Origin of the sequence: Paraglaciecola psychrophila 170 (assembly GCF_000347635.1) — a bacterium.
Classification (GTDB): Bacteria; Pseudomonadota; Gammaproteobacteria; order Enterobacterales; family Alteromonadaceae; genus Paraglaciecola; species Paraglaciecola psychrophila.
In genome coordinates this window covers 3,977,657-3,999,614 of the sequence record NC_020514.1, presented here as the reverse complement: position 1 = coordinate 3,999,614, position 21,958 = coordinate 3,977,657, and the positions used below count along the sequence as shown (strand labels likewise).

At 39.7% G+C, this 21,958-nt stretch carries 20 protein-coding genes; 8 read left to right on the top strand and 12 right to left on the bottom strand.

Features of this window, described 5'->3' with window-relative positions; all coding sequences use genetic code 11:
* Positions 1-29 precede the first annotated feature (29 nt).
* The 8 genes from C427_RS17535 to C427_RS17500 form a co-directional block, all read right to left on the bottom strand.
* The gene (locus C427_RS17535; RefSeq protein WP_007641112.1) at positions 30-599 is read right to left on the bottom strand and encodes a rhomboid family intramembrane serine protease; all 570 of its coding nucleotides are present in this window, start codon (positions 597-599) and stop codon (positions 30-32) included.
* Positions 600-670: 71 nt separating this feature from the next.
* Positions 671-1,834 (bottom strand): glutathionylspermidine synthase family protein, encoded by a 1,164-nt coding sequence (locus C427_RS17530; RefSeq protein ID WP_007641114.1) that lies wholly within the window; start codon positions 1,832-1,834, stop codon positions 671-673.
* A 55-nt stretch (positions 1,835-1,889) separates the two neighbouring features.
* The gene (locus C427_RS17525) at positions 1,890-2,504 is read right to left on the bottom strand and encodes a DUF1190 family protein (RefSeq protein ID WP_007641116.1); all 615 of its coding nucleotides are present in this window, start codon (positions 2,502-2,504) and stop codon (positions 1,890-1,892) included.
* A 9-nt stretch (positions 2,505-2,513) separates the two neighbouring features.
* Complete coding sequence (locus tag C427_RS17520; RefSeq protein ID WP_007641117.1) at positions 2,514-2,930, bottom strand: DUF350 domain-containing protein; 417 nt, start codon at positions 2,928-2,930, stop codon at positions 2,514-2,516.
* 88 nt (positions 2,931-3,018) lie between these two features.
* On the bottom strand, positions 3,019-3,666 hold the full coding sequence (locus tag C427_RS17515; protein WP_007641118.1) for a YjfK family protein: 648 nt from the start codon (positions 3,664-3,666) through the stop codon (positions 3,019-3,021).
* An 11-nt stretch (positions 3,667-3,677) separates the two neighbouring features.
* Complete coding sequence (locus C427_RS17510) at positions 3,678-4,727, bottom strand: potassium channel family protein (RefSeq protein WP_007641119.1); 1,050 nt, start codon at positions 4,725-4,727, stop codon at positions 3,678-3,680.
* A 33-nt stretch (positions 4,728-4,760) separates the two neighbouring features.
* The gene (locus tag C427_RS17505) at positions 4,761-5,441 is read right to left on the bottom strand and encodes a PspA/IM30 family protein (RefSeq protein ID WP_007641120.1); all 681 of its coding nucleotides are present in this window, start codon (positions 5,439-5,441) and stop codon (positions 4,761-4,763) included.
* 30 nt (positions 5,442-5,471) lie between these two features.
* Positions 5,472-5,861 carry a YjfI family protein gene (locus tag C427_RS17500; RefSeq protein WP_007641121.1) on the bottom strand — a complete coding sequence of 130 codons (390 nt, stop codon included), beginning with the start codon at positions 5,859-5,861 and terminating at the stop codon, positions 5,472-5,474.
* Between the two features lie 184 nt (positions 5,862-6,045).
* On the opposite strand from C427_RS17500, the gene C427_RS17495 reads away from it, so the two are divergent.
* Entirely contained in the window at positions 6,046-6,363 is a 318-nt protein-coding gene (locus C427_RS17495; RefSeq protein WP_007641122.1) for a DUF6471 domain-containing protein, read from the top strand.
* Between the two features lie 554 nt (positions 6,364-6,917).
* On the top strand, positions 6,918-7,964 hold the full coding sequence (queA, locus tag C427_RS17490; protein ID WP_007641123.1) for a tRNA preQ1(34) S-adenosylmethionine ribosyltransferase-isomerase QueA: 1,047 nt from the start codon (positions 6,918-6,920) through the stop codon (positions 7,962-7,964).
* Positions 7,965-8,083: 119 nt separating this feature from the next.
* On the opposite strand, the gene C427_RS17485 is transcribed toward queA, so the two are convergent.
* The 4 genes from C427_RS17485 to C427_RS17470 form a co-directional block, all read right to left on the bottom strand.
* The gene (locus C427_RS17485; protein ID WP_007641124.1) at positions 8,084-9,772 is read right to left on the bottom strand and encodes a methyl-accepting chemotaxis protein; all 1,689 of its coding nucleotides are present in this window, start codon (positions 9,770-9,772) and stop codon (positions 8,084-8,086) included.
* 523 nt (positions 9,773-10,295) lie between these two features.
* Positions 10,296-11,111 (bottom strand): substrate-binding periplasmic protein, encoded by an 816-nt coding sequence (locus C427_RS17480; protein WP_007641125.1) that lies wholly within the window; start codon positions 11,109-11,111, stop codon positions 10,296-10,298.
* The gene (locus tag C427_RS17475) at positions 11,098-12,384 is read right to left on the bottom strand and encodes a GGDEF domain-containing protein (RefSeq protein ID WP_007641134.1); all 1,287 of its coding nucleotides are present in this window, start codon (positions 12,382-12,384) and stop codon (positions 11,098-11,100) included. The genes C427_RS17480 and C427_RS17475 overlap by 14 nt, the downstream gene beginning before the upstream one ends.
* A gap of 175 nt (positions 12,385-12,559) precedes the next feature.
* A complete protein-coding gene (locus tag C427_RS17470; RefSeq protein WP_226991240.1) occupies positions 12,560-13,612 on the bottom strand; it encodes an ABC-2 family transporter permease in 1,053 nt (350 codons plus the stop codon).
* Between the two features lie 375 nt (positions 13,613-13,987).
* Between C427_RS17470 and tgt the strand changes: the two genes are divergently transcribed.
* From tgt to C427_RS17440, 6 genes are all read left to right on the top strand, one after another.
* Positions 13,988-15,106: a tRNA guanosine(34) transglycosylase Tgt gene (gene tgt, locus C427_RS17465; protein WP_007641137.1), complete on the top strand. Its 1,119-nt coding sequence runs from the start codon at positions 13,988-13,990 to the stop codon at positions 15,104-15,106.
* A gap of 43 nt (positions 15,107-15,149) precedes the next feature.
* The gene (yajC, locus tag C427_RS17460; RefSeq protein ID WP_007641139.1) at positions 15,150-15,485 is read left to right on the top strand and encodes a preprotein translocase subunit YajC; all 336 of its coding nucleotides are present in this window, start codon (positions 15,150-15,152) and stop codon (positions 15,483-15,485) included.
* Between the two features lie 62 nt (positions 15,486-15,547).
* Complete coding sequence (secD, locus tag C427_RS17455) at positions 15,548-17,392, top strand: protein translocase subunit SecD (protein ID WP_034899942.1); 1,845 nt, start codon at positions 15,548-15,550, stop codon at positions 17,390-17,392.
* Positions 17,393-17,402: 10 nt separating this feature from the next.
* Positions 17,403-18,344: a protein translocase subunit SecF gene (gene secF, locus C427_RS17450; RefSeq protein WP_007641142.1), complete on the top strand. Its 942-nt coding sequence runs from the start codon at positions 17,403-17,405 to the stop codon at positions 18,342-18,344.
* Between the two features lie 185 nt (positions 18,345-18,529).
* A complete protein-coding gene (locus C427_RS17445; RefSeq protein WP_007641150.1) occupies positions 18,530-21,427 on the top strand; it encodes an insulinase family protein in 2,898 nt (965 codons plus the stop codon).
* Positions 21,428-21,474: 47 nt separating this feature from the next.
* The gene (locus tag C427_RS17440; RefSeq protein WP_007641152.1) at positions 21,475-21,888 is read left to right on the top strand and encodes a hypothetical protein; all 414 of its coding nucleotides are present in this window, start codon (positions 21,475-21,477) and stop codon (positions 21,886-21,888) included.
* Positions 21,889-21,958 lie beyond the last annotated feature (70 nt).

Genomic DNA, 21,958 nt, shown 5'->3' with positions numbered 1-21,958 from the left:
TTGAAAGGATTATACATTCGTATTCGTTCTTAGGGCGAAGGTTTTGCCCATAATTTTGCACCTGCCAGTCCAGCAATAAAACCAAATAAGTGAGATTCCCATGAAACAAAGGGGGCAGAGGGCAAAATCCCCCAAATTAAACCGCCATAAAAAAAGGCGACTAATACAGATATAATCATCAGTTTAAATTTTCCGCTTAAAAATCCAGCTAAGACTAAATAACCAAAGTAGCCATAAATAACCCCGCTGGCACCAATGTGGGTTGCTGGCCTAGCAAATAACCACACCAACAAGCCTGTTATTAGCATTATCCAAACGGTTAACTGCAAATAACGCTTTAAGCCATATTGCAGCAGTAAATAACTGAATATACATAAAGGTATAATATTCGAAAAATAGTGCTGCAGGTTGCCATGCAAAAAGGGGCCTAAAACAATACCTCTAAGTCCAGGCACATAGCGTGGAATAATACCTAACTGATTAAAGATCCTTCCTGTCAGCAAGTTAATCACTTCGATCGCACTGATCACCAAAAATATCACTAGTACAAAGCGAATTTGTTGTTTGGTGATTGAAGCTCTACCTATTGGATTGATCATTGATATAAACTGCTATTAAATATTATGAGGCTAGTGTGACTGATAATTGTCGCCATAGTCATGTCAAATTGTCACAAAATAATATGTGGTAAATAACGTGACATATCTTGGGTGATAGGCGATGAATCTTCTCTTAGCGAAATGCCTGCAGCTTGGTCGTTCACCAACCACGAACCTATCAAGGTATGATGACGACCAAATTGTGGCAGGGGATAATAAGCTTGATAAATAAAACCTTCCTCACCGTACGGGCCATCTGCATGCAACACTGTTTTACCATTTTCAATGACACTAATGTTGGCACCTTCGCGAGAGAAAATAGGCTTTTTAACGAGCTTTGTTTCTGTGGCCTTAGCTAGTTCATCTTCGAAATAGGACGGCAGTAAATTAGGGTGATTGGGGAATAATTTCCATAACATCGGCATTAAGGCTTTATTCGATAAAATAGACTTCCAGATAGGCTCCAGCCAATTAACCTGTGCGCTTTGGATAGACTCACCAAACTCTTCTCGTTGCATAAACTCCCAAGGATAGAGCTTGAATAGGGTTTCGATTTTATTGTCTTGTAAATCACTAAAGCTGCCACACTTAGCGAGGCCAATATCCTCAACAAATACAAAATCGTTACTCAAACCTGATTCTTTGGCACAATCTTGGAGATACTGCACTGTGCCACGGTCTTCATCTGTATCTTGGCAACAGGCAAAATGCATATGGTTGATATCGTAATGCTTAGCAATAGCGGCTAATCGATTGACTAGTTTTTCTTGTAATGAATTAAATTGATCAGCTTGTTTTGAAATCTTACCCGTATTGACTTGTTCTTCTAGCCATAACCACTGCCAAAACCCCGATTCATACAACGATGTGGGTGTATCGGCATTGTTTTCATATAACTTGGCAGGGCCTTTACCATGGTACGCAAAGTCTAGGCGAGAATAGAGACTAGGATCTTGTTTTTTCCAGGAATCACTAATTTGTTGCCAAAAGGCTTGCGGAATTTGGAATTTTTCGAGTAACTCTTGAGAGTGAACAACCTTGTCTACTACGGCCAAACACATTTGGTGAATGTCTTCAGTGGGGGCTTCTAAGTCCTGTTCAATTTGTTTAAGTGAGAACTGATAATAAGCCGACTCATCCCAATAAGCTTCACCGTGCATGGTATGGAATTTAAAGCCGAACTCTTCGGCTTTTCTTTTCCAGTTGGCACGTTCAGGTATGGCGACTCTTAACATAAACTTAGCATGTCTTTAATATAGCTCACGCTGTATAAAGCTTTTATAACTGGAATTAACCACCCCAACCGCCTCTTTTAGAACTGCTGCCCCAACTAGATTTAGCCCGCACACTGCTACCAAATCCACCACGGCTCATGGTTTTAGTTACGGTAGGTTTAGGTTTTAGTGACTTTTCACTAACACGCATGGTTCGTCGTCGATTATCGCCAAAATCAGTACCATCTGCACCCATCCATCTATTATTATAAGATGAATTTCTAGAACGTGAGGTGAACATTGGCTGAGAGTAATAGCCTCTGGGTGACATTAAGTTACTTAACATGTACCCGGCCATAAATGGCATAAAAAATGAACCTGATTCATTTCGCACTACATTACATTGGTTGTTACCAAATTCAGACTCACAATCCCTCTGAGAGTTGTATTTAGGTCCGGTGCGCTCTGCTTCTTTTAATGCATCTGCATAGGCAGTCTTACATTTCTCTGCAAACTCAGGGTTAGCATCGGTACAGTCATTTACGCTGGTAAATACTGCGGCGTCTTGTTTGTCACCACAAGCTGAAAGAAATATTGCGGCAATGCCTAGTGCTAATGGTTTAACACTGAAGCTTTTTCGCATACTGGTCAGGTTGATTGACTTTGAACGCTTAGTTTTATTGGATTGCATAGGGCTCTCCTAGTAACTCATACAAGCAGCGTTAAGCAGCCCAACAGAAATAGACACCGCTGCTAAAATAGTGCCTGCAGATATTTCGTTTTTATCAATTCTGTCTGCAATTTTAGGCATAAAGGTAAAACGTAATAAAGCAAAGGCGAACGATTGAGCAATAATTGCCACTACACCCCAAACAACAAAATCAATTAAAAACTCAGAATTGGCTACAGCACCTGCTAAGGCAATACTGAAGCCAATTATTGCACCACCAAAACCTATGGCTGCTGCTTGGTTCTTATGTACCTTGACTAATTTCCACTCATCATGAGGAGTCACAAAGGCATACACCACTTTAAACACAAACAACAACAAGATTGACACACCAAAATATAGCGCAAAATTGCCTAAGCCTGATATCGAATTTATTATTGCATCCATTATTTATCCTTCGTTTACTGAGTAATATTTCACTGAGCGTAACATACGCACTTATACACACTAACAATTAATCATCATTCGGTGTTTGTTAACCGTTAATCGTAATATCTGCTTGACCAATATTAAAGCCAGTGCTGATGACTAAGCAACGGTCAAAATTATTATTCACTAATTTTTCTTCAGCTGTGACTAATAATGTTTCCACTTCGTCGCCTTCGAGCTGACGCTCGTACAACATCACAAACTGATCGGTCTCGCTGGTATCGCCATCTTGTTCATAAGTTTTTTCGGTCATTGCAACAGGTGGAGACTCTTCTCCAACTGCATCCCATACTCGTTGATATATTTCGTCTTCAAGCATATAAGTGGGTTTAGATACACCTGAGGCAATTGTTTGTTTCCACTGTGCTTCTGAGCCTATGGTTTTGGTTTCGTAAAAATACCATAGCTTTACATCTGTGATGTGATTTTCTGTATCCCCACCATCTAAGATAACTTGCAAAAAGGCATCATCATCGGTGTAAAAGCGCAAAATTTTGCCACCGGTATCTAAATTCACTTCACCTACTGCTTGGATAAGGTGTTGGCTAGCCGCTTTTTCAATCATCAGCTCTGGCTCAATTAAGCGCAATTTAAGAGGGTCGAGTTCAAACGAACCTCCTAAATAGAGCCCCATAATTTCGGGGGCTTTAGATTTTGTTATGGTTTCTTTTTTACCAAATAATTTACTGAACATAGGAGCGCCTTTTATTTTTTTACAAAGTCATTCCACTGAAATTTAATTATTCTCTCATCGGCTATGTAGAAAATTTTATCACCGGGGGAGAGCATCAAATCTAAGTCGGGGTTCACTTGAATATTTAACTTTTCATCTGCTTTGACCATACCTATCAAAGTAGCTCGATATTTGCGTTTTAGCGTTTCGAAAATATTTTCAATTTTTATCGGTGGGATATTAGCGGGGATACATACTGAATATTGCGCCTGTCCATGATTAATATCTAATAGGTCGTGATGTAACAAGCTTGAACCAGGATCAAACGCCGACTTAGCCAGCATTTCAACCGCAACACTAGGGGTACACTCCACGTTAGGGCAATGTTTTTGCAATAAACCCACTAAGCTCTCATCATTAAAATAAGCCACCATTTGTGCGTCAGGATTACGTTGACTGCAATATAATGCGGTGGTCATAGTGAGGTCGTCTTCTGGATTATCCATTAACACCACGCTAGCTTTGGCTACGCAAGCTCTGTCCATATCGGTGTCATTACTAAATGTGGCAACTTTGACAAACTCAATTTGCCCAGGTAAAGGGTTGCTGATGTCTGCTCTAACACACAGAACTATTACAGGATCTTCTTCAATTGATGCTCGTTCACGGATTAATAGCTCTAATAACCGAATGGTGCGATGACCATTCCAACCTAGCACCAGAATATGATCTTCAACATCTAAACTTTTCAAACCTCTTGCCCCTTTTTGCCATTGATTTGATACCCAACTTGCAATACGCCCTAATACTAGGGCAAAAATACTTAGACCTAATGGAATAATGTAAAAAGAGACTAAATATTTGCCTGAAGTGGTGCTGGGTGATAAATCACCATAACCAACTGTTGAGCCTGTAACGACCAACCAATAAATAAAATCCGCTGGTTGTGTGAGAGATTCTTCGCCCGCCAGATACAATAATATCCAACTGCTAGTCCCATAAAAAAGAAGCGCCAGTACAATACTGTACCAGCGCATCTCGGCAAACACCCGACTCAACATCTTGCGTAATCTTGGAAACATCATTTGCCTTATTCCACTTCAAAAGCCAATGTGTTACTTGCCTAATATACGACTAAGTTCGTCATCTGCTGATGCATTGCCGCCTGCTATACCGGCTGCTGCTAAACGTTTACTTAGATCATCGCTAGACTCTTCAGTGGCTAATTCTTCTGCTGCTTGTAATTCAGCATTACGCAGATTTTGCTTGTCTTGGATACGTGACAATGATTCAGTTGCAGTCTTCATTTTGCTGTTTGCGCCTAAGTGACGCGATGACACAGCAACTTGGGCTTTTTGCACAGACTCAGTCGCCTTTACCATATCAACTTGCTGCTCTAACCGTTTTAAGTTTGATTTAGCTTGCTTAATGTTTACAGCCAATTGCTTTTCAGATGTCTTAAACTGGTCAAGGTACTTCTGTTCGCCATCTTGCTCAGCACGTAAATCACCGACTTTTTGAGCGCAATCTAAAGCTAATTGACGGTCTGTGTCTGCTGCTTTGCGAGCATGAGCTTCGTATTGCTCAACAGAGGCTTGTAAGCTGTCAACTTTTTGTTGAGCTAGTTTGCACTTAGCTAGTATTTGAGTTCTGGCATGATCTGACTTGCGCAACTCGTCTTTGGCTTCGCGAATTTCTTGCTCAAGAATACGAATGGCCTGACTATCGGCTACAGATTGAGCTGCTTCAGTTGCTCCACCTTTAACCGCAGTAATTAATTTTCTCCAAACTGACATATTCTCTCTCCTAATTTATACAAGTAAGTTCTATTTCAAATGATCTTGATAAGCATCTAAAAATGCTTCGACATTTTGAAATAGAGTAGCTAGCTCAATGACGACGCTTTCAGCTTTTGACTGCGAACTTAGCGAGCCAAATGCAGTGTAATATTCATCACCCGCTACCTGTGATATGCCTACAGTGGTGAGTGGGAATATCATGTGTGTTTTTAAAATTTCTTCATTTAATACGGTACAATCTTTGACCTCAGACTTGGCAAATAAAAGTGATTCTACCAATATTTGTTCACCACTAATGGCTAACCAAGCGTCTATTCCGTCACTGTTTGCGATTAACAAACAGTTTTCTTCTTTAGTCACAACCAAATCTTGGTTGTCTGCTAAAAGGGTCTCAAGTTGGTTAAGATCCCAAGTCATGGCTACTCTCCTGTAAGGCTAATGACTAAACTGTAATTCAAAGATGTTAGCCATCAGTGATATTACGTGTCACAGTTTAGTTAGTTTAAAGTTATTATGTCAAATTATATTTTCAACATTTGATATTTATATGTTTTAAATGTAAATTATAATTCACGTTTGGTTATTTGGTAAGCTTAATATTATGTCTCAAAAAAATCATGAAACAGCGCATGAAAAAACAGATAGTACAATACCATCGCTTGCTGCCGATTGGCGACAACTGGTTCAGCGCCTGCTTAAGGCTGAAATGTCAAAGCGTGGTACTAAGTACCAAGATCTCAGCGACAGACTATCTAATATAGGGATACATCAAAGCGCAGACAACCTAAGAAATAAAGTTAATAAAGGGATTATGGGGGCAGACTTGTTGTTACAAATAATGTATGTGTTGAATATGCGCAAGATTGAGCGAGATGACATTATCGACATTTTTACCGATTTAGGCAGTCCACTAGAATAAAAATAGGGAGGTTTGCCTTAACATCCTGCCCTAATTGAGTTTATGTTAGACGTCGATTTTACTGACCATAAATGAGTTAATCCTGGCTTGAGCTTAAATGTAAAGAGCCCACAAAAAATCCAATGAATGACATTGTCCACGGTTAATTGTGCTCAATTGGCTATGAAATTACCCAAGCCATTTCGCTCACTGTGTCCAAACCACTCGACACAACAATAGATTTTTAAAGCTACTTTTTGGTTTTAAACACAAATATGCCAAACGTAATTGACACATAACTGGCAATCAAATGTGTAACTAAGCTAACTGATACTGCAATGTGCTTGGCTAATGATAGTCGCTAAACATGGTTGTTCTAGCGCCAAAAAAAAACCCGGATACATTGAATCAATGCGCCGGGTAAAGAACAGTTTTGGGAGAGTACGTCAATAATCTAACTGTGTTGTAATCATAATTCAGTAGATTTTATGTGCAATACAAATAGGGTATGCATACTTGATTGCAGGTATTAAAAAAGATACGTAAAATATATTTCAAATAATGAAGAGTCCACTATGAAACTATCTGATTTCCATTTCGATTTACCAGAAAACCTTATCGCTCGATATCCTACTGAAAAGCGCAGTAGTAGCCGCCTGATGCATCTTAACAGCAATAAGGGGGAGGTTGTTCACAAGCAATTTTCGGATATTGTCGAGTTGATCGACGAAGGTGATTTGCTGATTTTTAACAATACCCGCGTTATTCCAGCAAGGCTCTTAGGTCAAAAAGAATCGGGAGGCAAAGTTGAAGTACTGATTGAGCGAGTCTTAGACGAACACCGGGTATTGGCTCACGTTAGAGCAAGTAAATCTCCCAAGGTAGGCAGCAAGCTAATACTCGAAGGTGTGGTGCAGGCTGAAATGGTCGCCAGACATGATGCTTTGTTTGAGTTAAAATTTTTAAACGATGAGCCAGTTTTAAGTTTACTTGAACAATTTGGGCATATGCCGTTACCACCCTACATCGACCGCCCCGACGAAGACTCAGACAAAGAACGTTATCAAACAGTGTATAACAAAGTGCCAGGTGCAGTCGCGGCACCTACAGCTGGTTTGCATTTTGATGAAGATATTTTGAAGATACTTAAAGACAAAGGTGTGAAATCAGAATTTGTTACTTTGCATGTGGGCGCAGGCACCTTTCAGCCGGTACGAGTAGACAATATCCTAGAGCACAAAATGCATTCTGAATACGCGGAAGTATCACAACAAGTTGTGGATGCCATTTTAGCCACTAGGGCTGCAGGTAAACGTGTTGTAGCAGTAGGCACAACCTCGGTGCGCTCGATAGAATCAGCAGCACAAGCGTCACTTAAAGCGGGGACTGAATTGGCTCCCTTTCTTTCAGATACTGATATTTTTATCTACCCTGGTTATGAATTTCAACTGGTAGACGCCATGTTAACCAACTTTCATTTATCCGAATCTACCTTGCTGATGTTAGTCAGCGCTTTTTGTGGAAAAGAAAATATTGAAAGTGCTTATCAGCAAGCCATCGAGCAAGAGTATCGATTCTTTAGTTATGGAGACGCGATGTTTTTGGAAAGAAAAGAAAGATAGTTTGGTTGAATGTTTTCGGGTGGATACAACTTGTTGTCTGCACAATGAATAAGTTACCAGTAATAACCTAGTCCCTTTGAAAGGGGCTAGGCATGTTATGTTAAGATTTGAACGTTACCTTACAACTTAAACTGGCTCACAATTTCATCCAATTCATTCGCTTTGCTGCGCAAGGTTTCAGATGTTTTATTGTTTTCTTCCGCTATTTCTATCAGTCCTATTGTTTGTGTCGATATTTCAACTATTCGTTTTCCTATATCATTGCCCACAGAGTTTTGTTCTTCTGAAGCGCTAGCAATTTGAGTATTCATATTAGTTATAATGGTCACAGATTCTGCTATATTATTTAGCGTAGTGAATGTTTCAGCTACACTCGTCTCTGCTGCGGTACTACACGTAATACTACGCTGCATAGCTGCTACAGCTGACTTAGAACCATTTTGCAGCTTGGTAATCATTTGTTGAATTTCTTCAGTGCTTCCCTGAGTTTTACTGGCTAAGTTTCTTACTTCGTCTGCAACAACAGCGAAGCCTCGTCCTTGCTCGCCAGCTCTGGCTGCTTCTATTGCTGCGTTCAGCGCCAGTAGATTGGTCTGTTCAGCGATGCTTTCTATAACTTGCAAAATGGTACCAATATTTTCAACATCACCACCTACTTCTCGCACCACATCACTGGCTTTGCTGATTTCCACCATCAACTCCTCCATCTCGCTGCTACTCTTTTTAACTTTTTCTAATGCAGTTATGCCGTGACTATTTGCTAAATTTGCTGCCTCTGCTGCATTTCTTGCATTATTTAATACCTCGTTAGAGGAGGACGTCATTTCAGTTGAAGCCGATGCCACTAACTCAACCGCAGATTGTTGTCGAGTGCTGACCGCTTTAATGTTGTCAGCTTGTTTGACTAATAAGTCTGTCTCACGATTAACATCAACAGCGATGTTATATACACGCTTCATATCTGCTTGTAATGAAGCAAGTAGAGAGTTGAGGTTGCAAGCTAAGGCCCCCATTTCAAATTTGTCTTGCACGGGGACACGTTGGGTTAAATCGCCATTGCCCTCGCTAAGTTTGCGAATTGATTCAGATACAGTATTTAGTGGGTTCAAAATAGATCTTATGATAAAAGTACTTAGGACAATCATTAAACCAATCAATACCACAGATATAATAGTGACTAAGGTAATCAGTGTGGTACTGACTTCCTCTACATGTGCTTTAAATACAGCCGACTCTTTTTCAATACTATCGACGTAGATACCTACACCAATCATTAAATCCCATCGTTTTAAAAATATAGAATAAGATAATTTAGGTGAAGGAATCTTTTCATTAGGTTTAGGAAAATGATAGGTAACAAATTCATTGCCGTTTCCTAACCTGTTTCTTCGTCCAGCCGTGATCAAGTCATTAATGAGATAAACATCGTTTACGTCTTTAAAGTCGCGATAACTGTTGCCTATCCCGGCGCTTCCAGAGCCGCTAAACACCCTAATCGAATCACCATCATAACCAAAGATATAGCCATCGCTACCAAATTGCATACGTTGCATTAGTTTAACTGCATCTTCTCGACTAGCACCGTCCTCATAAAGGGGTTTGACCGTATTATAGGCTATGTCAACAATGCTTTTAAGCTCTGCCTTTTTAGAGTCTGTGAGAAGTTTTTGCGCTGACTGAGTTTCTGTTTCTACTAAGTTATTCAGTTGAGTAAATATAATAGACAGCAGTGCAATACAGGTGATGATAAGTGGAAATATTGAAGCAATAAAAAGCCTTTGACGTATAGAAAACTTGTTAAGGTACATATTAGCTACTACCTTGATTAATCGATGGATTTCTCTATAAACTCAGTTATTACTTGGATTTTACAACGCGAGTTTACATCATAAAAAGTGTAGTCATAAGTTGAAGTGTTTTTACAGTTCACAAGTATCAATACTTTAGACCAACTTTACATTTTGCTAAAACCAATTTACTACATAGGATCGGTATCTATTTATCGACACAACATTTAATTTACTTAATCAGAGTCCTAAATAAGTGGCTGGGTTTTGTTAGGCGCTTTTGCCAAAAAAAGCGATGTTGGTACCTATTATTTTAATAGTTGGAGGACAGTATCTGAAAAGGTTCCTACACAGAGCCTTTCGGCAAACTTGTAGCCTAATGAAAAATTGTCTTCAATGACCAGTAAAATCGAATTCTATTTTATACATAAGCTAGGTTGTAGGGTCTGATTTTAGGTAAATATCAAAGTGATAAATAAAGCAGGGAATGACATGTTTATTTTCGATGACAACAATCCTGACACAGGAAGGTCACCTGCGGGTGCTACTCTTCAAATGTAACGTTATACTTTTTTAGCAGCATGTTTTCTTTTTTGCCTTTCATCGCCAAGCGACCTTCATTCCAAACTTTTATTAGTTCCTGCCTTTTAGCAAGTGGTATTTTTTTTGAAAAAATAGGGATTTCCATTAATTTATTTTCCAACCCGGGGCGCACAATTTTTAGGTCATCATTTAAATTAAGTCGATTCAAAACATACTGTAGTACGAGATCATTGTCCGCATATAAATCGACTCTACCTTCTCTAATCATGCGAAGTATTCTGTCAACTACATCATCTTTACCAGCAATCAGTTCAACTAAATTCGAATTATTTGGATCATCAATATAATTTTGATAAGCGACACTCATTGAGCTGTAATCCCAACCCGGACCCGTTGCAATACGTTTACCTTTAATAGATTGAATACCATTATAAACCCATGAGTCGTCACGTCTGACAACAAATGCTGAGGTGTATACAAATGTTGCTTCGGTGGCATACTCAAAGTCTTTTTCTGAATTTTTTGAATAGACGTATTCTGGCAACATATCGCACAGACCATCGGCCACCATTGTTAATCCTCTTGCCAGAGGCACCTCAAAATATTCAGGGGTATAGCCTTTTGATGTGTATATTTGGTCAAGCATATCAATAACTACACCACGAGCAGCAGACTCTTCTGAGGTAAACATAGTCATCGGGGGCCACTCGTCATAGCAAACATTTAATGTCTTAGTGTGATAAATATTGGCTGTACTGGTACCTGTCAAAAAGAGCATAAACAATAAAGGTAGCAATGTTTTTTTATCTTTCGACATAATTACGCCCTTTATCTTTAGCCCCATATAGTTTCGAATCGGCGCTTTTAAATAACTCGTCAATTGAAATGTTTTTTAGCTCGGAAGACTCAATACCAATACTCACAGTATAGGTAATTGTTTCACCATCAATTTCCAAAGCTGAATTACTGATGGCATGTCGTAATTTATCGGCTAGCTGATAGGCGTCATCAATCCCAGTATCAGAGAGAAATATGCCAAATTCTTCCCCTCCAAGTCTCCCAAAAAGATCAGACTCTCTCAAAAAGGTATGAATGGTATGTGTAAAATGAATCAGTACTTTATCACCGCTGAAATGGCCGAAGGTATCGTTCACGATTTTAAAATTATCTAAATCCATCAAAATAAAAGAGGCAGGCGATTCTCGGCGTTGCGAAAGTAGCAGCAGATGTTCTGCTGCTTCAAAAAAGCTTCCGCGATTTAAAATCCCCGTCAAAGAATCATTTTTAGCTAATATTTTGAGTTTTTCATTTAAAATTTGCAGTTCTTCAGTGCGCTTTGCGACAGCCATCTCTAGCCAATTACGTTTGGCTTGCTCGTCTTCTAGTAATTGCTGCTGATCCTTCTCAATGGCACTGAGCATCATATTCATATGATTTTGAAGTTGACTGAGTTCGTTACTATCGGTGTTTGAAAGTATAATCCGTTTACTGACATCTTGGTTTAATTGAACCTCATTTACTTGCGACATCAGTTCTTTTAAAGGACGTGCCAAATAACGATCAAAGGCCCAAATAAACAGCCAAAATAAAACCGATAATTTTATAATTGCGGTAATGGCAATTAAGGAAAAACCAAATAGAACTCGATCTAAAACCACTTCTGAAGACGAGTAAAGTACCAGCGACCCAAGAAATATTTGTTGATCATTTAGTGTCCAAGATAAATCTGCTTTTGTATCAAAAATGGATGTCGGGGCTGAGACTGGAGTGAAGGACCTCTTAGATATCATCGTTTGGGCATGCTTATCGAAAATATCTACACCCTCGATAATGGGCATCTTGATGAGTCCGGCGACTAATACACCCAGCTGGTTCTGGTTGTATTGCCATAAACTGGAAGAAATAGGTTCTCGGACAGTCTCTTCTAGTTGTTTCAATTCACTTAAGATTGAATCTTGAGTCTTTAAATATTCGGTAAGGAATTGGATACCTGTAATAAGACAAGTTACACCTAAATAAATGGAAAAAATCACGCGCATCATTTTTTGAGACAGATTTTTGGGACGAATAAAAGTTGAAAATACTAACAATTGCCCATCCAGATACCCCTTAAATTATAAAGTTAAGCGTAGATTACTCTCACACTTAATGGAACTGATTTTACATATTTAAATATATGTAAAATAATATTCGACAGAATTAACTTGATGATTTATCTAATGAATAAGGCCATGTAACTTTAGTTAATTTTTGTATATCCCATTATCAGTTTTTTTGAGGTGACTCAACATTAGAGTAATTACCGACACATGGGCCAACCATGAACCGATAGCCTAAAGCTGAATCGTCTTCAGTGACCAGTAAAATAGAATTTTCATCTATGGGTAAGCTTCGTTGCTGAGCAGATTTTATACAAGCTGATTTGGGGTACGTTTCAAAGTGATAAATAAAGCCTGCAATCAATTTGTCTAACCACTTTATATGACCTTGTTCGTCTACTGGTAAGTTAAACGGACTGTTGTTGAAGGTGAGTCTGACGTTTTTAGACGCTGTTTCGCCCAATACTATTTGCTCGTCAAGTTTGTCTTGTTGATGTCTCTCGTCTGATGAAGACTTCTTGAGCATTGCAATAGGTTGTTCAAACAGCTCTATTTGCTGGGCGTAGGGCACGATCATAAAAAAAATTGCCATGATCACGTAAGGGATCAATATCAGCCTGAGTATCATGGTAATTAAAACAAATGTTTTGTCTTCCCAATGTATTTTGATTTTGACGCCAAATGGACGTAGCAGAACCCCGATTACTAGCCACAAGTTGCCAGTAACCAAAGCTACAGAAAAAAACATGATGGAGCTCAATAATAGCCAAAACGGCAGCATAATCAGGGTGGCAAACCCTAATGTAAAAATAAAAGGACCAGGTTCGATACCCGTAATAACATTAATTTTAAGGGCTGATATAGCCAAAGCAAAATTAGCTGTTGCGGCGTACAACACCAATATTAGGGCTTTACCTAACATGTGCTCCCAGATGCGATTAAACACATGCCAAAGCTCTCTAATCAGCCCCACTCCGGCAATAGCTCCTACCCACAATAATTCAGAGTCCTGTTTGATGTCTTGATCAACGTTAACCAGTAACAATAAACAGGCAAACAAGTACATCCATTGGGATAGAGTCAGTTGTGAAAACTTGTGACGTAGATAAGGAATAATCTGCGTTGGCAAACGTGGCCAGTATTTCTTGAAGAACGTGGGAGGCTCAGTTTTTGGCGTTGTTTCAGAGTTGTCTAAGTAATCTAACTGATTGTTTATCATGTGATTTAGCCAAGGTGAATGATTAACTTTTTACTAAGGCTATCTAATATAATTGATTTTTAACCACTATGTTAGTGATGTTGGTAGTGGTGTTGTTTAACTTATTGCGTCCTCGTAATAGTGTATGCAGAGTAGGCCTATGTCACTGTCGATGCACCTGCTGATTCCAAGGTTTAAATCGTGTCAGGTATCTAAGTTATCGAATGAAGCTCAAATTAACGATGATAAGTTTTCAAACCTAAGACTGATTCGTATATAATCTCGCATCGTTTTTAAGCATGGCTTGCTAAATAGTGCGTTGCATTCAAATATGTACGCACATAATTAGCATCCAGTTTCGCCATCGGACTGTTTTTCGGTAAGCTGAGATAATTAATGAAATTTGAATTAGATAATACAGACGGTAAAGCTCGCCGTGGCCGGTTGATTTTTGAGCGTGGTGTGGTCGAAACACCGGCTTTCATGCCAGTGGGTACATACGGTACGGTAAAAGGCATGACACCAGAAGAGTTAGACGAGACAGGTGCGCATATCTGTTTAGGCAATACTTTCCATCTTATGCTGCGTCCGGGTACAGACATCATCAAACAACACGGTGATTTGCACGATTTTATGCATTGGGACAAACCTATTCTGACTGACTCAGGCGGTTTTCAGGTGTTTAGCTTGGGGGACTTACGTAAGATCACTGAAAAAGGTGTGACTTTCCGTTCACCTATCAATGGCGAAAAAATCCTTCTTACACCAGAAAAATCGATGCAGGTGCAACGTGATTTAGGCTCAGATATTGTGATGATATTTGATGAGTGTACGCCTTATCCAGCGACGGAAAGTGAAGCTAAGGTGTCTATGGAGTTGTCTTTGCGCTGGGCAAAACGTAGTAAGGAAGAACATGGTGATAACCCATCTGCGTTGTTTGGTATTATCCAAGGCGGTATGTACGAAGACTTACGTGATGTATCGTTGCAAGGATTGGAAGATATCGGTTTTGATGGGTATGCCATAGGCGGTTTATCAGTTGGTGAGCCAAAAGACGAAATGATAAAAGTACTGGATCACACGACTAATCAAATTCCTGCTGACAAACCTCGTTATTTGATGGGGGTCGGTAAACCCGAAGATATCGTAGAAGCGGTACGCCGTGGTATTGATATGTTCGATTGTGTGATGCCCACGCGTAATGCTCGTAATGGACACATGTTTATTACCAGTGGCGTGGTCAAGATCAGGAATGCGGTACATAAAACTGATATTGGTCCATTAGATGAAAAATGTGATTGTTACACTTGTAAAAATTATTCTCGGTCATATCTACACCACTTGGACAAATGTAATGAGATACTTGGCGCACGCTTAAATACAATTCATAATTTACGTTATTATCAACGTATAATGCAGGGTTTGCGAGATGCCATTGCCGCTAACGAACTCGATGCATTTGTTGCCGAATTCTATGCACTAAAAGATATGCCTGTGCCTCAACTGAAAAGCTGACTGGCATTAATACAATTAAAACTTACAAAAATTAGGGGAAATTATGAGTTTATTTATATCCAATGCCTACGCGCAAGATGCTGGTGGATCAGCCGGTGGTGGTTTTGAAATGTTGATCATGCTGGGTGTGTTTGGTTTGATTTTTTACTTTATGCTTTATCGCCCACAAGCTAAGCGTGTTAAAGAACACAAAAACTTAGTCACCTCCTTAAGTAAAGGTGATGAAGTGTTAACTCAAGGCGGCATGGTCGGTAAAATCATAAAAGTATCTGATGAAAAAGATTTTATCGAAATTGGCTTGAATGATACGACTAATATCGTTATTCAAAAGTCAGCCGTTTCAGCGGTTCTGCCTAAAGGTACTATGAAGGCTATCTAAATATAGATAGCGAATAGGGGCGTAAAGCCCCTTTTTTATTGGAAGAACGGAAGGAATTTCTTGTGTTAAATCAAACTCCGCTATGGAAGTACTTTTTGGTGGTCTTCGTGATCGGCATTTGTGCTTTATACGCCACTCCGAATTTGTATGGCGAAGATCATGCAGTGCAAATATCTGCAGGAAAAAATGCGGTTCTTGATGCTGCTGTAGTCGAAAAAGTCACAGCTGAACTTGCTGCTGCTAATATATCCAGTAAAAGTATTGTGCTAGAAAACGATCAAATACTTATTCGTTTGAAGGACTCTGATACCCAGTTAGTGGCTCGCGAAAAAATCGATAAAGCTTTAGGTGATAATTATATTGTTGCTATGAACTTGGCACCTGACACACCAGATTGGCTAGAAAGTTTGGGTGGTACACCAATGAAACTTGGTTTGGACTTACGAGGTGGTGTTCACTTTCTAATGGAAGTGGATATGAAATCAGCTCTGTCTAAAACGTTACAAGATATGGCGGGAGATTTTAAAACCGCATTACGTGATGAAGGTATTCGTTACCGTACAGTAAAACAACTGGATGACGGGGTCGAAATTTATTTTCGCGATCAAGAAACACTCGATAGTGCAGAGTTCTTCCTTAAAAACCGTAATCGTGACTTAGTGTTTGTTGAAAGAACTGGTTTAGTTATTTTTGCCAATATGTCTGATCAAAAACTAGCTGAGACTCGCGATTACGCGGTAAAGCAAAACATCACTATTATTCGTAATAGGGTAACCCAATTAGGTGTGTCTGACCCAACAGTACAAAAGCAAGGGCCTGACCGCATCGTTGTGCAACTACCGGGTATTCAAGACACAGCCAAAGCCAAAGAAATTTTGAACGCTACAGCTACCCTAGAATATCGTGAAGTAGACCTTGAACATGACGTGCGTGATGCCATTAATGGCCGCGTGCCTGCTGGATCTGAATTGTTACCTTATGACAAAGGCGGTCCGCAGTTACTTAAGAAACAAGTCATAGTGGCCGGTAGTTCAATTATCGATGCCAACAGCGGTGTCGATCAATATGGTATGCCCAAGGTATCTATATCACTTGACTCCAAAGGTGGCGCCAAGATGCTTAACTTCACTAAACGTGCAGTGGGCAAACCTATGGCGGTGGTTTTTATTGAATTTAAAACCACCGGTGAGAGAGACGCAGACGACAAGCTTATTTTTGAAGAAGAAAGGCGTGTCATTAGTGTCGCTACTATCAACGGTGTGTTCGGAAATCAGTTTGAAACGACCGGATTAGACTCTCCGCAAGAAGCTTATGACTTAGCATTACTATTAAGAGCAGGGGCTTTGATTGCACCGATTCAAATTATTGAAGAGCGCACAGTCGGTCCAAGCCTAGGTCAAGAAAATATCGACTTAGGGACAAAAGCTATTGTTTATGGCTTTATTGCCGTGCTGATTTTTATGCTAATTTACTACAAAAAATTTGGTTTTGTTGCCAATATCGCTTTGACGCTTAACTTAGTGATGATTATTGGCGTTATGTCAATGTTCCCTGCTGCCGCGCTAACGTTGCCTGGTATGGCAGGTATAGTGTTAACTGTGGGTATGGCTGTAGATGCTAACGTACTAATATTTGAACGAATACGTGAAGAAGTTAAAGATGGGCGAAGTCCGCAACAAGCTATTCATTACGGCTACGATAGTGCGTTTTCAACCATATTAGATGCCAATATTACGACCTTCCTGGTTGGGTTGATTTTGTTTGCAGTAGGCACAGGTCCGATCAAAGGATTCTCTATTACCTTGATGATCGGGATCATTACTTCAATGTTCACTGCGATCATTGTGACTCGTGTCATCGTTAATGCATGGTGGGGCGGTAGACGTCTGACCAAGCTGTCAATTTAGGAGCAGCAACATGCAATTATTAAACATGAAAGAAACTATTAAATTTATGTCGTTGAAAAAACCAGCGGCTATTTTGTCGCTGTTTTTGATTATTGGTTCGCTGACGTCTTTGGCCATTAATCAGCTGAACTGGGGACTAGATTTTACTGGCGGCACTCAAATTGAAGTAGGTTATACACAAACTGCAGATTTAGAGCAAATTCGCAGACAACTAGAAGCATCAGATTTTAATGATGCAGTGGTTCTGAATTTTGGTAGTAGCCAAGACGTACTTATACGCTTAGCGTCTCGAGAAGGTGTAAAGCCTTCTGAATTAGGTGACGCGGCTATTAAAGTATTAAAAGAGGCAGATAGCAGTGCAGAAATGCGCGGTAGTTCTTATGTCAGCTCTAGTGTAGGAGATGAACTCACCGAACAAGGTGGACTTGCTATGCTAGTGGCGCTAATTTGTATCCTTATTTACGTGGCATTACGTTTTGAATGGCGCTTTGCTCTAGGTTCAGTCGCAGCGCTAACGCATGATGTCATCATTACCTTAGGGTTATTTTCAGTATTAGGTTTAGAGTTCGATTTAACCGTACTAGCTGCCGTACTGGCTGTAATAGGTTATTCACTCAACGATACAATAGTAGTGTGTGACCGTATCCGTGAAAACTTCCGCAAGGTACGTAAATGTGAGCCGGAAGAGATAATTAATATTTCACTGACACAAACTTTAAACCGTACCATTATTACGTCTTTGACCACCATTTTAGTGTTGCTTGCTTTGTTCTTTGTAGGCGGCGCGACTATTCATGGTTTTGCTACAGCCTTATTATTTGGTGTGGTAATTGGTACTTATTCTTCAATCTACGTTGCTAGCTTAGTGGCTCTAACATTAGGTATCAGCAAGGAAGACTTAATGCCTACTGAAATAGAGAAAGAAGGCGCTGACCAAGAGCCTATGGTTTAGGCTTCTAAATCAAAATAAAATTCACCGCAGCAGCTGCGCTTGGCATCCGATATGCTCTGTGGTGATAATCCATCCCACACTCCACACAAACACACTTTCTAACAGTTTTTGATACCCATTTATAGTTAAGAATAGGGTATATTTCCACACTGCATATCTTCGAAGTAATAATATCAGGAAATCTTATGACCGTATTAACCGGACGCAACACCTTTTTCGTCCTTTTGATTGGCGCTAGCATCATGTTAAATGCCTGTGGCTCAACTGACCAAGCTAAGCCTGTGGTTATATCAACTCAGCCTGAACTGCAAAGTAAAATAGTCAAAAGTCCTATTGATAATCGTGAATACGCGTCCATAGTGCTAGATAACCAGCTAGAAATTATGTTGGTTTCTGATCCCAGTATCGAAAAGTCAGCCGCCGCCCTTAGTGTGGCTGTTGGGTCATTACAAGAGCCCAAGGAATTTGGTGGCTTGGCCCATTATCTTGAGCATATGTTATTTTTAGGCACTTCCAGTTATCCCACTGTAGGTGATTATAGTGAGTTTGTTAGCCGTAATGGCGGCAGTCAAAATGCTTATACGCAGTTAGACCACACCAATTATATGGTGGCCGTTAATAACGATGCCTATGATGAAGCCTTGTCACGCTTTAGTGGATTTTTCTATGAAGCGACGTTAGACCAACGTTATGCTGATAAAGAGCGAAATGCGGTGCATTCAGAATGGACCATGAAAAGTCCTAATGATTGGGTCATTTTAGAACAACTGAACGGATCTACTTTAAATCCAGAGCATCCCATTTCACAATTCAATTGGGGCAACCTAGACTCGTTAGTGGATAAAAAAGACAAAAAGCTACAGGCTGCTTTGGTCGATATGTATAACACTTATTATTCCGCCAACTTAATGAAAGGCGCGATGATCAGTAATTTACCTATTGCTGATATGACAAAGTTGGCTAAACAGCATTTTGGCAAAATACCGAATAAAAATACCCCTCGTCCAAAAATGACCGCAGCGGTAGCTAAACCCGAACATTTGAAAAAAGTGGTGCATTACATTCCGCAAACAGACATGAAGCAGTTACGGATGAATTTTGTGATTGAAAATAATGTCCAACAATTTGCGGTTAAACCTAATGGTTATGTCAACTATTTACTGGCCAACGAAATGCCTGGCACTTTAGCATCAACCTTACGTGATGCAGGATTAAGTGATGCAGTGTATTCAACCTTTGATGCGGATGAGTATGGTAATGCGGGCAGTTTCACTTTATACATCGATTTAACCGAAACCGGTGTACAAAATCGTGACAACGTCATGGGTGCAGTACTTCAATATTTACGGTTATTGCGGGAAAAAGGCGTTAACCCACGATACTTCAATGAAATTAAACAGTCACTCATCAATAGTTTTCGTTTTAAAGAAAAAACCAATGATTATAACTATGCGATGAAAATTGCTGCTGACTTGCAACACATTCCTGCTGAATATGTATTAAGCAGTGCCTACGAATATCAGCGTTTTAACCCTCAGGCGATCCAAGCTGTACTCGACCAATTAACGTTGGATAACGCGCGCATTTTTTACATAGATAAACAGCAACCTGGTGAGCAGAGTATGGAGTATTTTGCGGGTAAATACAGTGTGCAAGATATCAGTAGTGGTTTAGAGCAAAAGTGGCAACAATTGTCTTTGCAGTTCGCTTTAGCTTTGCCAAGAGCTAACAGTCTGATGCCAGAAAGCTTTGAATTGGTCGCAGCTACGCATACTGATAAACCTGCGCAACTCGTGTCACAGCTAGGACATACATTACACCTAGGCCATTCAGCGTTGTTCAAGCAGCCAAAGGGTCGGGTGACCCTTGATTTAAACACCGGGTTGACTAAATCTAGCGCAAAAAATCATGTTTTAGCTAACCTCTTAGACCGAGGCTTAGGTCAACAGTTAACTGAGCTTCAATCTGAAGCAGGCGCTGCAGGCATGGGATTAAATGCCAGTTTATCTAATGGTCTATCTCTCACTGCTAGCGGCTTTACTGATAAACAAGGGCTGTTGTTGGCTAGTGCACTAAAACAGATTCTAGCGTTTGATATAAGTGAAAATGAATTAGCTAATCTTAAAGCGAGCTTTAAGTCAGATATTCAAAGCAGTAAACGTCAAATTTTAATGAATCAGTTATTTCCTAAATTCAGTCAAATGGTGAACTTAGACGAGTTTAGTGACGAGGCATTACTTGCTGAAGTGGACCAAATTTCAGCCTCCGATATGACAGTCTTTAGAGATCAGTTGTTAAAACAAGCTAACTTGCGGGTATTTGCTTTTGGTAATTATTCTGGACAACAAGTGAGCGAGTTGTCCGATTTGGTCTTGAGTAAACTACCTGAAAACCGTCAAATAACCGAAGTGTATCAAACGCCAGTACTGCAAGTTGAAGCGGGTAAAATCTTCAGCTGGCAAGAAAACGTAGAAATGACTGACATAGGTTTAATCAATGCCTACTTAGCGCCGCGAAATGATGCTGATTTAGCTGCAGCAAGACTGTTATCACAAATTATTAGCCCTGCATTATTTAAACAAATCAGAACCGAAGAGCAACTGGCCTATGCAGTGGGCTTTTTTGGTCAAACATTTAGAGAACAAATGTTGCTGGCTTATTATATTCAATCACCCGCGAAAGGGCTGGCAGAAGTAGATGAACGAATTGCGTTATTCCGCAAAGGATTTTCTGAGCAGTTAGCCGCAGTGACTTTAGAAGAATTTACGACAATTAAAAATAGTGTATTGATAACTTTAACCCAGCCTGCAAAAAACCTTTCCGAAGAGATGGGCAAATTTACGGATGACTGGCGCGAACAGCAATGGCAATTCGATAGCCGAGAACGACTGATTGCGGGAATACAAAAAACCACTTTGCAAGACGTATTAAACCTTTATAAACGTATTGAAGGGGGGAAAGATTTCGGTCAGGTACTTATCCAAATGCGTGGTACTAAGTTTGCCGATAAAGCCTTTGTTGAACCTAAAGGTGTAATCAAGGTCACAGATATCGACAGCTTCCATCAGCAACTTAGACAGTAAATTTTTGTGATTGCATATCCTTCTCTCTGAAGTTGGAGGATATGCTAATGTTTTCAACATTAGAGATAAATATGAAATTCGTAAAAATAGTAGCGTTATGTAGCCTTATTTTAATAGCAAACAGTTGTACAGTTTTAGGGTTTGCCACTGATATGGCAATTTTGTCTGTGTTGCATGATGGAGATGACGGAGATAATGTGGATGCAAGTAAGGAAAAACTTTTCTTCACAATTGAGGGGTTTGAGCAAGATGCTAATTTAATCACAACTTTAGTGACGCAACTCCCCGTTTCTAAAGAAGGCTTCAAGCCACTATTTGAAAAAAAGAGTCTGGCAACTACTTTGACATGTAAAAATGTGGTGGATGGTAAGCAACAATGTTTTCCACCTGAATATTATAAAGATATGTATATTGAAGACCACGCTAGTGAAGAGGACGAGATTAAATCTTCCAAAGATTAGTTTCAAAATAGACAGCTTTTCATATTATGGTATCCTCTAATTTATTAGTGAGCGGGAAAAGGTCAGTTGG

Bases quoted from the DNA above. Each gene is read 5' to 3' on its own strand.
- C427_RS17535 (WP_007641112.1), bottom strand. From the start codon at position 599: ATGATCAATCCAATAGGTAGAGCTTCAATCACCAAACAACAAATTCGC.
- C427_RS17530 (WP_007641114.1), bottom strand. From the start codon at position 1,834: ATGTTAAGAGTCGCCATACCTGAACGTGCCAACTGGAAAAGAAAAGCC.
- C427_RS17525 (WP_007641116.1), bottom strand. From the start codon at position 2,504: ATGCAATCCAATAAAACTAAGCGTTCAAAGTCAATCAACCTGACCAGT.
- C427_RS17520 (WP_007641117.1), bottom strand. From the start codon at position 2,930: ATGGATGCAATAATAAATTCGATATCAGGCTTAGGCAATTTTGCGCTA.
- C427_RS17515 (WP_007641118.1), bottom strand. From the start codon at position 3,666: ATGTTCAGTAAATTATTTGGTAAAAAAGAAACCATAACAAAATCTAAA.
- C427_RS17510 (WP_007641119.1), bottom strand. From the start codon at position 4,727: ATGTTTCCAAGATTACGCAAGATGTTGAGTCGGGTGTTTGCCGAGATG.
- C427_RS17505 (WP_007641120.1), bottom strand. From the start codon at position 5,441: ATGTCAGTTTGGAGAAAATTAATTACTGCGGTTAAAGGTGGAGCAACT.
- C427_RS17500 (WP_007641121.1), bottom strand. From the start codon at position 5,861: ATGACTTGGGATCTTAACCAACTTGAGACCCTTTTAGCAGACAACCAA.
- C427_RS17495 (WP_007641122.1), top strand. From the start codon at position 6,046: ATGTCTCAAAAAAATCATGAAACAGCGCATGAAAAAACAGATAGTACA.
- queA (WP_007641123.1), top strand. From the start codon at position 6,918: ATGAAACTATCTGATTTCCATTTCGATTTACCAGAAAACCTTATCGCT.
- C427_RS17485 (WP_007641124.1), bottom strand. From the start codon at position 9,772: ATGTACCTTAACAAGTTTTCTATACGTCAAAGGCTTTTTATTGCTTCA.
- C427_RS17480 (WP_007641125.1), bottom strand. From the start codon at position 11,111: ATGTCGAAAGATAAAAAAACATTGCTACCTTTATTGTTTATGCTCTTT.
- C427_RS17470 (WP_226991240.1), bottom strand. From the start codon at position 13,612: ATGATAAACAATCAGTTAGATTACTTAGACAACTCTGAAACAACGCCA.
- tgt (WP_007641137.1), top strand. From the start codon at position 13,988: ATGAAATTTGAATTAGATAATACAGACGGTAAAGCTCGCCGTGGCCGG.
- yajC (WP_007641139.1), top strand. From the start codon at position 15,150: ATGAGTTTATTTATATCCAATGCCTACGCGCAAGATGCTGGTGGATCA.
- secF (WP_007641142.1), top strand. From the start codon at position 17,403: ATGCAATTATTAAACATGAAAGAAACTATTAAATTTATGTCGTTGAAA.
- C427_RS17445 (WP_007641150.1), top strand. From the start codon at position 18,530: ATGACCGTATTAACCGGACGCAACACCTTTTTCGTCCTTTTGATTGGC.
- C427_RS17440 (WP_007641152.1), top strand. From the start codon at position 21,475: ATGTTTTCAACATTAGAGATAAATATGAAATTCGTAAAAATAGTAGCG.